The sequence below is a fragment of the Zhongshania antarctica genome (assembly GCF_014202945.1).
In the GTDB taxonomy this organism is placed as follows: Bacteria; Pseudomonadota; Gammaproteobacteria; order Pseudomonadales; family Spongiibacteraceae; genus Spongiibacter; species Spongiibacter antarcticus.
Genome location: NZ_JACHHW010000001.1, coordinates 401,576 through 414,906, shown reverse-complemented (window position 1 = coordinate 414,906; position 13,331 = coordinate 401,576). Strand labels below are relative to the sequence as shown.

The following is a 13,331-nucleotide window of genomic DNA, read 5'->3' as shown; positions in this document are numbered from 1 at the left end:
GAGCAGAGTTGTAAAATATTATGGTTCCAGTAATCGCCTTGGTAGGCCGACCCAATGTTGGCAAATCAACTCTGTTTAACCGGCTAACAAAAAGCCGCGATGCATTGGTGGCAAATTTTCCCGGTCTCACTCGTGACCGCAAATACGGTGAGGCCAGCCATGGCAGTCGTCGCTATATTGTGATCGACACTGGCGGTATTAACGGCGACGAAGAGGGCATAGATGGACCTATGGCCCAGCAGTCTATGCAGGCCATTGATGAAGCCGATGCGGTATTGCTAATGCTAGATTCTCGCGCTGGTTTAATGCCGGCCGACGAAGGTTTAATCAAGCACCTGCGCAGCTGCTCCAAGCCGGTGTTCTTTGTTGCGAATAAGGTCGACGGCGTAGATGCCGAAGTGGCCAAGGCTGAGTTTTACAAAACTGGCGCGGAGCACATCTACCCCCTAACGGCTACCCAGGGCAAAGGCGTGCGGGCCTTAATGGACGACGTGCTCGCCAAGTTTCCTCAAGAGGCTGAAGACAAACAGGCCTCATTGGCCACAGGTAAAAAAATCGCGATAGTCGGTCGGCCAAATGTGGGTAAATCTACCTTGGTTAACCGCATGCTGGGTGAAGACCGCGTGGTGGTTTACGACCAGCCGGGCACGACCCGCGACAGTGTGTATATTAACTATGAGCGCGAAGGCGAAGACTACACCCTGATTGACACGGCAGGTATTCGCAAGCGTAAGCATATTTCCGAAGCGGTAGAAAAATTCTCAATTGTTAAAACGCTGAAGGCGATAGATGACGCGCACGTTGTCATTCTGGTGATGGACGGTCGTGAGAGTATCGTTGATCAAGATTTACACTTACTCGGCCAGGTGGTGGATTCTGGGCGTGCGGTGGTGGTTGCCATCAATAAGTGGGACGGCCTCACCGCCGATCAGAAAAATCATATAAAAAGCGAATTAGATCGTCGTTTGCAGTTTATTGATTTTGCCGAGATTCACTTCATTTCGGCACTGCATGGTACGGGTGTTGGTCATTTGTATGAGTCGGTTGAGAAGGCCTATGAATCGGCTACTCGGCAATTACAAACCCGGATGCTCACCACAATTTTGGAAGGCGCAGTGCACGGCCATTCGCCACCAATGATCAATGGGCGCCGTATTAAACTGCGTTATGCCCATCCCGGTGGTCAGAACCCGCCGATCATTGTTATTCACGGCAACCAGACTGAAAAAGTGCCTGGTAGTTACACTCGCTACTTGGAAAAGGTATTCCGTCGCGAGTTGAAGATGATGGGTACGCCGATCAAAATTGAGTATAAAACCTCGGAAAACCCCTTTGAAGGCAAAAAAAATGTGCTGACAAAGCGACAAGTGGAGCACAAGCAACGCTTGAAGAAATTTACCGAGAAAAAGTCGAGTAAGAAGAAAAAATAAGGTATTTGGCTAATGGTCAATTGAATTAGAGGCTTAAGCTGTGAACCTTAAGCCTCTATGTATATTAAATTATGATGTCTGATTCCTCTGTTGGTACTCCCAAGCCTGATCTCGATAGCCCTGAACATATTGCGGCCTTTGTCGATGCTTTCTATGCGCGTCTGCTTGCCGACCCGAGATTAGCCCCTATTTTTATTGATGTGGCGAATATCGATATCAGTGAACATTTTCCCCGTATTCAAGCGTACTGGCAAAAACTGTTATTAGGCGATAATGAATACCAGCGCCATACGATGAATATTCATCGGCAGATACACGGTAAACAGGCCTTGCGGGCAAGTGATTTCGCGCAGTGGCTGCACTATTTTATCGTGACTGCTGATGAGGGCTTTAACGGTGAAAAGACCGAGCGCGCGAAGCGGGTTGCCAGTAGCATTGCGGCGAATATGGCTAAGGCTTTGGACGTCGGGGGTCTGAGGTCTGAGGTCTGACGTCCGACGCTTTTAGCGTCTCCCGTCCACCGTCACTCCTGGGGCTCCGGCAGCTTAATAATATAAATAGAAACCGCCCCCGCAATAATAATCATCGTCACTGAAACCCACATAATCTTAACGATTAAAAAAGCGCTGCTCAAAATCATAATCCACAGCATGCTGAGTATGAGCACTTTAATGCGTCGTGGAATGCCTTGTCCGTCCAAAAAGTAAAGAATATAGCGGCCCCACCAGCGATGCTCGGTCAGCCAAATATAGAAACGCGGTGAACTGCGTAAAAAGCAGGCGGCGCTGAGCAATAAAAAAGGTGATGTCGGTATCACCGGCAGTAGCAAGCCAATCATACCTAATACAAAGGAAATCCAGCCTAAAGTGAACAGCGCATAGCGAACAATGGGGTTGCGGTGTTGGTATGGGGCTTTTGGCGGCATTGTTGGTCCTATATGAAGCGGCTGGGCATGATCGTTTTTGTCAGCGACTTGATCAGCAGCGACATTGTCTGATTTTGGCGGCCCAGAGATACTCCTTACAGAATATCTCATTCTGGACGACGCTGTTGTAACAATCGTTTTTGTTAACAATTCAGGCGCGCGTTGGAATTTACCGTATTTAATCGTGAAGGAGAAATCAGATGGCTGCATCGGCTGAAGTGCTTAGCCAGGCCTTTACCCTCGGGTACACGTATACCCGTTCGACAGGGCCTATTGTCGGTCAGTTCCTGACCTCATTGCGTAATCGCAAAATGGTGGGTATTAAAGCCAGCGATGGCAAGGTACTCATGCCACCAGTGGAGTTCGATCCAGTCAGTGCTGCAGCATTGACTGAATTTGTCGATCTTCCCGACAGTGGTGTGGTCAAAACTTGGTGCTGGGTTAGTCATCCTCGCAAAGCTCACCCTAGTGATAAGCCTTTTGCTTGGGCAATGATCCAGCTCGATGGTGCCGACACGCCCATGCTGCACTGGGTTGACGCCGGTGAGGAAGTGGCAATGAGCACGGGCATGCGCGTTAAAGTGCGCTGGGCCGAAGAAACCAAGGGTTTAATGGGCGATGTCAACGGCTTTGTGCCTGATGCCATGGCCTTATTGGGTGATTTAAAACCCAATGACGCAACTGACACCATTACTGGTATGGAAGCGCCAATTTACCTTACCTACAATTTTACGGCGGGCAAGGCCACGGCGCAGTATTTACACTCCATTAAAAAAGGGCAACTGGTAGGTCAGCGCTGCCCCAATTGCCGCAATGTGTATATTCCACCGCGTGGCTCCTGTGCCGCCTGTGGCGTGCCAACGGTAGAAGAGGTCGTGCTGGGCAATAAAGCCACAGTGGAGTCCTTCACCATTGTCTATATTCCAATTCCAGGCAACCCGATCAAGCCTCCGTATGTAATTGCTAACCTAGTATTAGACGGCGCGAATTTAAGCTTCTTGCATTTGCTCAGTGAATGTAAGAACGAAGATGTGCGTATTGGTATGCGGGTTGAAGCCGTGTGGAAACCCGAGGAAGAATGGGGCTACGCCATGGAAAACATCAGATATTTCAAACCGATCGACGAGCCGGATATGGCGTTTAGCGAAATCGGAAAATTAATCGACGAGGGCAAATAAGATGCGTGATGTTGCGATAGTTGCCTTTGCGCAATCCAATTGCCAGCGCGACGCTGGTGCGCAAAACGAAGTAGAACTGATTATGCCAGTGCTGCAAGAAGTCTATAAGCAGGCCGGTATCACGAATGCACAAGACGTCGACTTTACCTGCTCTGGTAGCTGTGATTACCAGCAGGGCGCGGCATTTGCCTTTGTCGCCGGCGTAGACGCCCTTGGCGCGGTGCCGCCAATTAAAGAATCCCACGTCGAAATGGACGCGGCATGGGCGCTGTACGAAGCGTGGTTGAAAATTCAAATGGGCCACGCGGAATCCGCACTGCTCTACGGCTTTGGCAAGTCATCGCCGGGTGAACTACCCATTGTTTTGTCCCAGCAGCTCGACCCCTACTACCTAGCACCTCTGTGGGTCGATTCCATCGCCTTTGCCGCGATGCAGGCGCGCACCATGTTGGACTCCGGCGCGATCACCGAGTTAGACATGGCCGAAGTGGTTGCCCGCTCGCGTAATAACGCTTTGAGTAATCCCTATGCCCAGCTTAAAAGTGACGGTGACGCCGCGAGTCTATTAGACGAGCCAATGTATATGTCGCCATTGCGTCGTCATGACTGCTGCCCAATTTCCGACGGTGCCTGCGCAATGATTATTTGCACAGTAGAAAAAGCCGAAGAGTGGGGTAAGCCCTATGCCGTCATTAAAGGCATCGATCACCGTATTGAGACTCACCATATCGGCTCGCGGGATTTGAGCCGCTCAGTGTCGACCGAAATTGCCGGTAAAGCGGCTGGTGTGGCAAGTGGGCCAGTGGATGTTGCTGAGTTGTACGCACCCTTTAGTCACCAGGAAATTATCCTCAAGCAGGCCTTGGGTCTGAGCGACGACACCGTGATCAACCCTTCAGGCGGGGTGTTGGCGGGCAATGTGATGATGGCGTCTGGCTTGTCTCGCGTTGGCGAAGTGGCCATGCGTATTATTCGCGGCGAAGCCAAGCGCGGCGTTGCCCACGCCACCTCGGGCCCGTGCCTACAACAAAATCTGGTTACCGTATTGGAGGCGAAATAATGGCCCAGTTAGCAGCGGTTGTTGGCGTAGGCCAAACCAAATATAAAACCAAACGTAAAGACGTTTCGATTGCAGGCTTAGTGCGCGAGGCGGCTATCGCCGCACTTGAAGATGCTGATCTGACCTGGGATGACATCGATGCCGTTATTCTAGGCAAAGCGCCGGATATGTTTGAAGGCATTATCATGCCTGAGCTTTACCTCACCGACGCCTTAGGGTGTAACGGTAAGCCTATGCTGCGTGTGCACACAGCGGGTTCGGTGGGCGGCTCTACCGCCATTGTGGCGGCTTCTTATGTGCAGAGCGGCGTGTTTAAACGCATATTAACTGTGTCGTTTGAAAAGCAGTCAGAGTCTAATGCCATGTGGGCATTGTCTAACCCGCAGCCGTTTTCGCCGCACTTGAATGCCGGTGCCGGTGGTTATTTCGCGCCAATTATTCGCGAGTATATGCGCCGCTCCGACGCGCCCTATGACGCCGGTATTAAAGTCGCAGTGAAGGACCGTCTACACGGTGCCAGAAACCCCTTGGCACATTTGCAGCTGCCCAATATCACCATGAAAGAAGTGGAAGACAGTCCTATGCTCTGGGAGCCGCTGCGCTTTTTGGAAGCCTGTCCTTCCTCTGACGGTGCTTGTGCAATGATTATCGCCAATGAAGATTTGGCCACAAAATCGCCGCGCAAACCCGCTTGGATTCGCGGTACCGCTATGCGTTCTGAGCCGACCATGTATGCTGGTCGCGAACAGGTTAACCCTCAGGCTGGTATCGACTGCGCCAAAGATGTGTATGCCCAAGCTGGTATACACAATCCCCGCAAAGATCTGGACTGCGCTGAGGTCTATGTGCCGTTTTCCTGGTACGAACCTATGTGGCTTGAAAACCTTGGTTTTGCGGATGTTGGCAAGGGCTGGGAATTAACCATGAATAATGCAACCTCCTTGATTGAAGGCGGTGATATACCGTGGAATTGCTCTGGTGGGGTCTTGTCATCAAATCCGATCGGCGCTTCCGGTATGATTCGCTTTGCTGAAGCGGCTCAGCAAGTGCGCGGTGAAGCTCATGGCCACCAGGTAGAGGGCGCAAAAACGGCATTAGGTCATGCCTATGGCGGTGGTGCCCAGTTCTTCTCAATGTGGGTAGTGAGTGCCGACAAGCCTTAATTGTTACTATTGGCACTGCTGGTTGCTGGCCTCGTCCCTTGGGAGGATGGTCAGCACTAGCAGTGATTGCTACATTGGTCTTTATCGAACAATAGCCTAGTGACCGTTAACTTTCGTCAGTAATGATGTGGTTAACGGTAGCAATAGCAATCACGCAAAACTGCAGGGCGCGACGATGTATCGCCTTGAAAATAAGAAAGGACTGCCTTATGGGAATGCACTTTAATCTTGCCGATTTATTCGAAGCCGTAGCTGACAAAGTACCTGAGCGCGAAGCCTTGGTTTGTGGCGATCGGCGCAGCAGCTTTGCAGACTTAGATGCGGGCGCCAACCAAATGGCGCATTATCTTGCGGCGCAGGGTGTAAAAGCTGGTGATCATGTCGGTTTGTATATGTACAACTGCAGTGAGTATCTGGAAGCGATGCTCGCCTGTTTTAAAATTCGTGCGGTACCCATTAACGTAAATTATCGCTATGTAAAAGATGAGTTGCTCTATATTTTTGATAATGCCGACATGGTGGCCTGTATCCATCATCGCGAATTTATCCCCGCCATTGCTGAAGTTCGCGATGCGGCTAAAAAACTGAAAATCTTTGTTTCGGTGGCCGACGAAACCAATGAAGATCTGTCGCTAATTGGTGCAGTTGATTATCACAACGCTAGCGAAAGCCAAAGTAAGGCCCGTGATTTTGCCGAACGCGCTGATGAGGATTACTTTATTCTCTATACCGGTGGCACCACAGGTATGCCCAAGGGCGTAATGTGGCCGCATAAAAACGTATTCTTTGCAGCGATGGGCGGCGGTGGCCACTTCTCGCCACTGGGGGCATGCGAAAAGCCTGAGGATATTCGCGAGCGAGTGATGGAAAATCCCTTGCGCGGGATCGCCCTGGCGCCATTGATGCACGGCGCCTCTTGGTGGTATGCCTGTATTCAATTGCTCGCTGGCAATACCTTGGTTCTGAATCACAACCGATCCTTTGACGGCGATAAAGTTTGGCAAATTGTTGCCGATGAGAAAGTGCATGCGGTACAGATTGTCGGCGACGCCATGGCTATTCCTCTGCTGGATAGCTTGGCCGCAAACCCAGATCGCTGGGATTTATCCAATGTATTCAATGTTGGCTCTGGTGGTGCAATTTTTTCTGAAGCAAAACAAGACGCCTTTAAAAAGTTTTTCCCCAATGTCTTTATCACCAATGCCTTTGGTTCCTCTGAGGGCGGCCAAATGGGTATGGACAACGGCAGCAAAAAAACTGCTTCTGGTTTGGGGAATGTCAGCCGCACAGATTATATGGATGTCATTGTCGAGGAAGAGGGCAAGGCCCCACGCCATGCTGAAATGGGTGAAACCGGTATTTTTGCTCGCGCGGGTTATATCCCTATGGGTTACTACAATGACCCCGTTAAAACGGCAAAAACCTTCTTGGAGGTTGATGGCAAGCGTTGGTTACTGACTGGCGACGCCGCCAAGCTCGAGGACGATGGCTCAATAACCGTATTTGGCCGTGGCTCTAACTGCATCAATAGTGGCGGCGAGAAAATCTTCCCCGAAGAAGTTGAAGTCGCGCTCAAAGCCCATGAAGGTATTTTTGATGCACTTGTGGTCGGTGTTGCTGATGACCGATGGGGTAGTCGTGTTAGCGCCGTTATTCAGGCGCGTAAAGGTATAAAACTCGACCTGAATAATGTGCAAGAACACTGCCGTAAACATATTGCGGGCTATAAAGTCCCCCGCGAAATTCACCTTATTGAAGAGCTGCCACGTGCGCCAAGCGGCAAGCCAGATTACAAGACGGCCAAGGCTTTTGCAGAAAGTGGCAAGGGCGCAGTGGCCTAGGCGGGAGACGCTTGAAGGGAGACGGTATACGCTAAGCTAAGAAAAAACCACAGATCCGTCGGGTTTTGCGTCTCCCATCTCCCGTTCAGCATCGAGCAATAAGAAAACGGAGCGAATATGCCAACAGAATTAAACATCAGCACCAAGCACTGCCTCGTCGAACAAGAGGGCAATGTTTTAATTGTTACCTTAAATCGGCCTGAAGCGAAAAATGCGTTTAGCTCAGAAATGCTGCTCGGTATGTACAAAGCCTGGCGTCTACTCGACGAAGACGATAATCTTTATTGTGCTATTATCACGGCCAAGGGCGATACCTTCAGTGCCGGTATGGATTTAAAAGTTGGTCCCGATGGCGACCAAGCCACCGCGGAAGAGTTCATGACTATTATGGCCACGGTGCCCAATGTGCATTGGCAGGCGTTATTGCGGGAAAATCGCCCCTGCAAGCCCATTATTCTGGCGGTAGAAGGCTATGCGCTGGCCGGTGGCACCGAGATACTGCAAGGCACCGATATTCGCGTCGCTGCCGAAGATGCCATCTTTGGCGTTACCGAAGTGGCACGCGGGCTTTACCCAATGTCGGGCTCGACTATTCGCCTGCGCAAGCAAATTCCCTACTGCATTGCCGCAGAAATACTGCTAACCGGCGACCGTGTCAGCGCTCAACAGGCATTGGAGTTTGGCTTAATCAACCGCGTGGTGCCCAAGGGTGAAACCCTTAATGAAGCCAAGAAATTTGCCGCTAAAATTTGCGCTAACGGCCCCTTGGCCGTGAAGGCAGTGGTGCGCTCTCTGCGTGAGCACACCGAGCACCTAAGCGAAGACGAAGCCATGCAGAAATCCGATGAACTGGCGGGTCCAGTATTCGCGTCTAAAGATGCCAAAGAAGGTATGCGCGCTTTCAAAGAGAAGCGTCCCGCGGTATTTAAGGGCGAATAAGGCTTGGTCTGGCGTCGGATGTCTGAAGTCCGACGCCCGACGTCCGGCTCAACCGAAGGTTCTTTCCTATGTCCGGCCCCCTAAGCGGTATCCGCATTATTGAAATGGCAGGCATTGGTCCTGCACCCTACGCCTGTATGTTATTGGCTGATCTGGGCGCCGAGGTTATTCGTATTGACCGCGCCAGCGGTGGCGGTATGGGCGCGAACCCCGGCGATGTAACGGCGCGCGGGCGGCAATCCATTGCCCTTGATCTCAAAAAGCCTGGTGCGGTCGATGTTGTATTGCAGCTTTTAGAAAACGCCGACGTGCTTATTGAATGTTTCCGTCCCGGTGTCATGGAAAAGCTCGGGCTCGGCCCCGACGTTTGCGCTCAGCGCAATCCGCGCCTGGTCTATGCGCGCATGACCGGCTGGGGACAAGACGGGCCACTGGCCAAAACCGCCGCCCACGACCTTAATTACATTGCTATAACCGGAATGCTCGACAGCTTTGGCAATGCCAATGAGGCGCCGCCGGTGCCCCTTAACGTCATTGGTGACCTGGGCGGCGGCTCCATGTTCTTATTGCTGGGAATATTGTCGGCTTTATTAGAACGTCATCAATCTGGGCGTGGCCAAGTTGTTGATGCAGCCATTTGTGACGGCGCAATTTCATTGCTCAGCACCATTCACGGTCTGAAAGGCATTGGCTTTTGGGAAAACCAACGCGAGCAAAATTTACTGGATGGCGGCGCGCCGTACTACCGAAACTACCTCTGCAAAGATGGCCGCTCGGTGTCAGTCGGCGCGGTAGAGCCGCATTTCTATGCGCAGCTCCTAGACAAGCTCGAGCTTGATTTTGGCGCCACCGACTATTTGAACCAAATGAATAAAGCGGCGTGGCCAGAGCGCAGAGCGGCGATGGCAGCGCGTTTTCTAGAGAAAACCCGCGAGCAGTGGTGTGATGTTTTTGCAGGTAGCGACGCCTGTTTTGCACCGGTCTTAGATCTAGACGAAGCGGAGACCCACGCCCATAATCAGCACCGTCAAAACTTAGTGCGCCGCGATGGCGTTTTACAATCGGCACCCGCGCCACGGTTTTCGCGTACGCCGGGTGAACTCAAACACGGCCCCATCGCAGAGGGGCAAGACTCCCGCGCACTGTTACAGCAGCTCGGCTTCGATGCATCGGTAATTGCAGAGCTAATGGCGAACGGCGCCGTAAAACAGGCAGATTAAAATGTCCGAATCAGCAGCAATATTTTCAGCAGTTGTACAGCAGCGTCGCTCGGTGCGCAGTTTTTTGCCCGCGCCAGTAGACCGCGCAATATTAGAGGCAGCATTCACCTCCGCGCAACAGGCGCCCTCCAACTGCAACACCCAGCCTTGGCAGGTCGCTGTAGCAAGTGGTGAATCCATAGAACGGTTGCGCAATAAAATCCCACACGCCTTTAACAGCGGCGCCTGGACAATGGACTTTCCCTACGACGGCAAATACGCCGGTGTTTATAAAGAGCGGCAATACGCCGCCGCCGCAACATTGTATGGCGCAATGGGTATTCGTCGCGATGATAAAGCGGCCCGTAGCGAACAGTTTGCCAATAATTTTACCTTCTTTGGTGCGCCCCACGTCGCTTTTCTCTTCTTGCCTGAGGGTTTCGGCCTGCGTGAGGCCGCCGACTTGGGCATGTATGCTCAAACCCTCATGCTTAGTCTTACTGCTCATGGCCTAGCCAGCTGTCCGCAAACTGCCTTGAGTTTTAACTGCGACATAGTGCGCGAGGAGCTCGGCATCGACCCCAGTAATAAGCTTCTGTTTGGCCTTTCATTTGGCTATGAAGACACCAGCGACTCGGTGAATAGCTGTCGAACTGAACGGGCGGCGTTGGCGGACTGCGTGCGATTTTATGATTAAGGCTGCCTTTGTCGGACGTCCGACGTCAGACGTCTGACGTAAAATTCAAAGTCTGTGCGTTGTAAAAGCACGACGCCATTTAATATTAAAAAGACCAAAATTGAGGCCCTAAATGAGCGACACCGTACTACAACAACTCGACGACGATGGCGTATTGCTGTTAACCCTCAACCGGCCCAAGAGAAAAAACGCCTTTAGTAATGAACAGTGGCTGGCGTTTCGAGATGCTTTAATTGCCGCCGGTGAGAATCCCGCAGTTGCCTGTGTGGTCATCACTGGCGCAGGTAACGACTTTTCCTCTGGGGTAGATCTCAATGATTTTTCAGAGTCAGATGGCGAACATCCCTTTGCGATATCGGCAAAAGCGCTGGTAGATTTCGATAAACCTGTTATCAGTGCCGCCTGTGGTGTTGCCGTTGGTGGCGGCGCTACCTTATTGCTGCATACCGATGTGATCTATGTCGGTGAGAGTCTGCGTTTACGCTTCCCTTTTACCGCATTGGGTTTGGTGCCAGAGTGGGGCAGTAGCTATCAATTACAGGCGATTATTGGCGCCCGTAAAGCCGCAGAACTAATGTATACCTCTGAGTGGATAAACGCAGAACGTGCAGTCAGCTTAGGTATTGCCACGGCTCAGTTTAGTGATGACGAGGTCCTTGCCAAGGCAATGGGCAAAGCCCGCGAAATTGCCCAGTGGCCGGTCAACTCCCTAGTGGAAACTAAAAAGTTAATGCGCAATGTTCACCGCGCAGCCATTCACTCCGCCATGGGCGGCGAAACCGAAGGTATGGCGCGATTGGCGGGCAGCCCAGAAAATATTGAAGCGGTAATGGCCATTATGGAAAAGCGCAAACCTGACTTTAAACAGTTTAGAAAATAGGCAAAGCCCATTGTTGCGCAAGGTGGGTTTCAGCCCCGCGTAGATTTAGTCATTACCTTTTAGGTGCTTACTGTAAGAAACTTTTGGATTTCGCAGCTTACTGCGGAGTCTATTATCTAGCATCAAAAGCGTGAGTTGACGTAATTCCTTATCGGCATTGTAGGCTGCCTGCCGAACTCAGTACGCTCTTTCTGTAGTGGTCAAGTAAAAATTAAAAAGGCATTTCAACAGAGCAACTAATGTTTAACAATGGTAGGCGCAGCCACGATATTGTCGTTGCGCCTCTGGCGCCACAATAAAAACGCGCGTGCTACCGGTGTTACCCAACTGTAGAATGTCTGACCCCATAAGCCCCTTAACGAAGAGTAGTAACAAATGGATAAATTCAGCATAACTCTTGGACGATTCCTCCTCGGTCTCTATTTTTTCGTGCCGGGATTACGCAAGTTTACTGAATCAGAAAAAATGGAAGCCTACATGCAGTCGCATGATATTGCGTTCGCACCCAAATTTTTGTGGTTTGCAGGGGCAGTGAGCGTGATTGGCGGGATTTTATTGATGTCCGGTCGGCACGTTAAAATTGTCGCCTATGGCTTTGTAGTTTACGTGCTGCTTGTCAATTTCATGCTGCACAATTTTTGGAGTATGAGCGATGATATGGTCGCTCGTGAGATGCAGAATTTCGTCAAAAATCTGGGAATCATGGCAGGATTACTGGTTGTTGCGGGTTATGCTTCGCTACGTCGACTATCTCTGGATGGATGGTGGAAAAGTGACAAATCGCTATAAATTAAGGGATTCAGCGTCATTTTTTTCACTACATGTCTCTAACGTGGCTTGCAGCTTGGCGAGTTAAGAGTGTGGCAAAAAAGTAACAAGCACGTCAAATGCGACGCTCGTACCTTGCGCACTTTACGGCGGGATTATGCTCAAGATTTTCAGAGAGTAAATACTTTTGAAGTTGACTAGCCTTGAACAAGTACAGAAAAGAGTGGGAAAACTCCCTGCGCCTCGTGACTTAAAAGTTATCGATCATATTGACGAGCATGCTCGGCGCTGGCTGTCATATACCCGCTTCGGGTTTTTCGGATTTGGTAACGATGGGCATATTCAGCTCTCAGCCGCTGGCGGCGGCGAGGGCTTTGTATCTGTGCTTGATGCTAGGCATTTACTCATTCCTTTAAGCGCTTTAGATACGGGGAGTATTGTCGAGAACGGTTTGTCTTTTGGTGCATTGTTTATCGTAAGCGGTATGGATGAAACCTTGCGGGTTAATGGCACGGTCGCTAATGTTGCTGACGACCTGCTGACTTTGCGCGTAGACGAGTGCTATTTGCATTGCGCCAAGGCCTTCCGTCGCTCAAATTTTTGGGCACCTCGCTCATTTGAACGATCAAACGACGCGGTATCGGAATATATACAGCAGGCTACATTTTTAGCGCTGGCCACTATCAATAGTAGCGGGCAAGCGGATGTCAGTCCTAAGGGCGACCCGGAAAACTTCCTAATACAAGAGGAAGAGGGCATCATTTATTTGGCGGATAGGCCCGGTAATCGCAGAATTGACAGCTTTCGCAATATTATTGAGCAGCCAAAAGTTAGCATTATAGCGATGGTGCCAGGGTGTAAAGACATACTGGTGCTGCGAGGCACGGCGGCGCTTTGTACTGACGAAGGTCTCTTGCAGCGATTTACAGTCCAAGGCAAGGAGCCATTGATTGTTACAAAAATAAATCCTAGCGCAATGCAAATAAAACCGAGCATAGCGCTTACCGAATCTGCGCTGTGGCCGTCGCAAATGGCGCCTAAAGATCTGATTCCTTCAGAAATATTCAAGTCGCACATAAAACAAAGTAAAGAAAACTCCATACAAGCAAAAATCGCCCGTGCAGCAGTGTCTTTGCCTGGCGCGATGGAGAAAGGTTTGGCCTTGGACTATAAAAAGAATATGTATTGAGTTGCAGATGCTGCGCCGTTGCCGCGATAGAGCGGCTTGACTAAATAGCGGGGCGACCTTCT

At 50.9% G+C, this 13,331-nt stretch carries 13 protein-coding genes; 12 read left to right on the top strand and 1 reads right to left on the bottom strand.

Features of this window, described 5'->3' with window-relative positions:
* The first annotated feature begins 20 nt into the window (after positions 1 to 20).
* Both der and HNQ57_RS01865 read left to right on the top strand, forming a co-directional pair.
* Positions 21 to 1,430, top strand: a complete 1,410-nt coding sequence (gene der, locus HNQ57_RS01870) for a ribosome biogenesis GTPase Der (protein WP_008248921.1) — start codon at positions 21 to 23, stop codon at positions 1,428 to 1,430.
* Positions 1,431 to 1,501: 71 nt separating this feature from the next.
* Positions 1,502 to 1,921, top strand: coding sequence for a group III truncated hemoglobin (locus tag HNQ57_RS01865; RefSeq protein WP_184460917.1), 420 nt, complete (start codon positions 1,502 to 1,504; stop codon positions 1,919 to 1,921).
* Between the two features lie 32 nt (positions 1,922 to 1,953).
* On the opposite strand, the gene HNQ57_RS01860 is transcribed toward HNQ57_RS01865, so the two are convergent.
* Positions 1,954 to 2,466, bottom strand: coding sequence for a YbaN family protein (locus HNQ57_RS01860; RefSeq protein WP_244966072.1), 513 nt, complete (start codon positions 2,464 to 2,466; stop codon positions 1,954 to 1,956).
* 89 nt (positions 2,467 to 2,555) lie between these two features.
* Between HNQ57_RS01860 and HNQ57_RS17800 the strand changes: the two genes are divergently transcribed.
* From HNQ57_RS17800 to HNQ57_RS01810, 10 genes are all read left to right on the top strand, one after another.
* On the top strand, positions 2,556 to 3,533 hold the full coding sequence (locus HNQ57_RS17800) for a Zn-ribbon domain-containing OB-fold protein (RefSeq protein WP_184460915.1): 978 nt from the start codon (positions 2,556 to 2,558) through the stop codon (positions 3,531 to 3,533).
* 1 nt (position 3,534) lies between these two features.
* A complete protein-coding gene (locus HNQ57_RS01850) occupies positions 3,535 to 4,593 on the top strand; it encodes a thiolase domain-containing protein (protein ID WP_184460914.1) in 1,059 nt (352 codons plus the stop codon).
* On the top strand, positions 4,593 to 5,756 hold the full coding sequence (locus tag HNQ57_RS01845; RefSeq protein ID WP_184460913.1) for a thiolase domain-containing protein: 1,164 nt from the start codon (positions 4,593 to 4,595) through the stop codon (positions 5,754 to 5,756). The genes HNQ57_RS01850 and HNQ57_RS01845 overlap by 1 nt, the downstream gene beginning before the upstream one ends.
* Positions 5,757 to 5,965: 209 nt before the next feature.
* Positions 5,966 to 7,597, top strand: a complete 1,632-nt coding sequence (locus HNQ57_RS01840; RefSeq protein ID WP_226968252.1) for an acyl-CoA synthetase — start codon at positions 5,966 to 5,968, stop codon at positions 7,595 to 7,597.
* A gap of 117 nt (positions 7,598 to 7,714) precedes the next feature.
* Positions 7,715 to 8,536, top strand: a complete 822-nt coding sequence (locus HNQ57_RS01835) for a crotonase/enoyl-CoA hydratase family protein (RefSeq protein ID WP_184460912.1) — start codon at positions 7,715 to 7,717, stop codon at positions 8,534 to 8,536.
* Between the two features lie 68 nt (positions 8,537 to 8,604).
* Positions 8,605 to 9,756, top strand: a complete 1,152-nt coding sequence (locus HNQ57_RS01830; RefSeq protein ID WP_184460911.1) for a CaiB/BaiF CoA transferase family protein — start codon at positions 8,605 to 8,607, stop codon at positions 9,754 to 9,756.
* Between the two features lies 1 nt (position 9,757).
* Entirely contained in the window at positions 9,758 to 10,432 is a 675-nt protein-coding gene (locus tag HNQ57_RS01825; RefSeq protein WP_184460910.1) for a nitroreductase, read from the top strand.
* Positions 10,433 to 10,544: 112 nt separating this feature from the next.
* The gene (locus HNQ57_RS01820) at positions 10,545 to 11,312 is read left to right on the top strand and encodes an enoyl-CoA hydratase-related protein (RefSeq protein WP_184460909.1); all 768 of its coding nucleotides are present in this window, start codon (positions 10,545 to 10,547) and stop codon (positions 11,310 to 11,312) included.
* A 375-nt stretch (positions 11,313 to 11,687) separates the two neighbouring features.
* Positions 11,688 to 12,101, top strand: a complete 414-nt coding sequence (locus HNQ57_RS01815; RefSeq protein WP_184460908.1) for a DoxX family protein — start codon at positions 11,688 to 11,690, stop codon at positions 12,099 to 12,101.
* Positions 12,102 to 12,267: 166 nt separating this feature from the next.
* Complete coding sequence (locus HNQ57_RS01810) at positions 12,268 to 13,269, top strand: pyridoxamine 5'-phosphate oxidase family protein (RefSeq protein WP_221301536.1); 1,002 nt, start codon at positions 12,268 to 12,270, stop codon at positions 13,267 to 13,269.
* The last annotated feature ends 62 nt before the right edge of the window (positions 13,270 to 13,331 follow it).

What these genes read in the sequence shown, in the direction of transcription:
- HNQ57_RS01845 (WP_184460913.1), top strand. Translation starts at nt 4,593, where the DNA reads ATGGCCCAGTTAGCAGCGGTTGTTGGCGTAGGCCAAACCAAATATAAA.
- der (WP_008248921.1), top strand. Translation starts at nt 21, where the DNA reads ATGGTTCCAGTAATCGCCTTGGTAGGCCGACCCAATGTTGGCAAATCA.
- HNQ57_RS01820 (WP_184460909.1), top strand. Translation starts at nt 10,545, where the DNA reads ATGAGCGACACCGTACTACAACAACTCGACGACGATGGCGTATTGCTG.
- HNQ57_RS01850 (WP_184460914.1), top strand. Translation starts at nt 3,535, where the DNA reads ATGCGTGATGTTGCGATAGTTGCCTTTGCGCAATCCAATTGCCAGCGC.
- HNQ57_RS17800 (WP_184460915.1), top strand. Translation starts at nt 2,556, where the DNA reads ATGGCTGCATCGGCTGAAGTGCTTAGCCAGGCCTTTACCCTCGGGTAC.
- HNQ57_RS01835 (WP_184460912.1), top strand. Translation starts at nt 7,715, where the DNA reads ATGCCAACAGAATTAAACATCAGCACCAAGCACTGCCTCGTCGAACAA.
- HNQ57_RS01840 (WP_226968252.1), top strand. Translation starts at nt 5,966, where the DNA reads ATGGGAATGCACTTTAATCTTGCCGATTTATTCGAAGCCGTAGCTGAC.
- HNQ57_RS01830 (WP_184460911.1), top strand. Translation starts at nt 8,605, where the DNA reads ATGTCCGGCCCCCTAAGCGGTATCCGCATTATTGAAATGGCAGGCATT.
- HNQ57_RS01860 (WP_244966072.1), bottom strand. Translation starts at nt 2,466, where the DNA reads ATGAGATATTCTGTAAGGAGTATCTCTGGGCCGCCAAAATCAGACAAT.
- HNQ57_RS01825 (WP_184460910.1), top strand. Translation starts at nt 9,758, where the DNA reads ATGTCCGAATCAGCAGCAATATTTTCAGCAGTTGTACAGCAGCGTCGC.
- HNQ57_RS01815 (WP_184460908.1), top strand. Translation starts at nt 11,688, where the DNA reads ATGGATAAATTCAGCATAACTCTTGGACGATTCCTCCTCGGTCTCTAT.
- HNQ57_RS01865 (WP_184460917.1), top strand. Translation starts at nt 1,502, where the DNA reads ATGATGTCTGATTCCTCTGTTGGTACTCCCAAGCCTGATCTCGATAGC.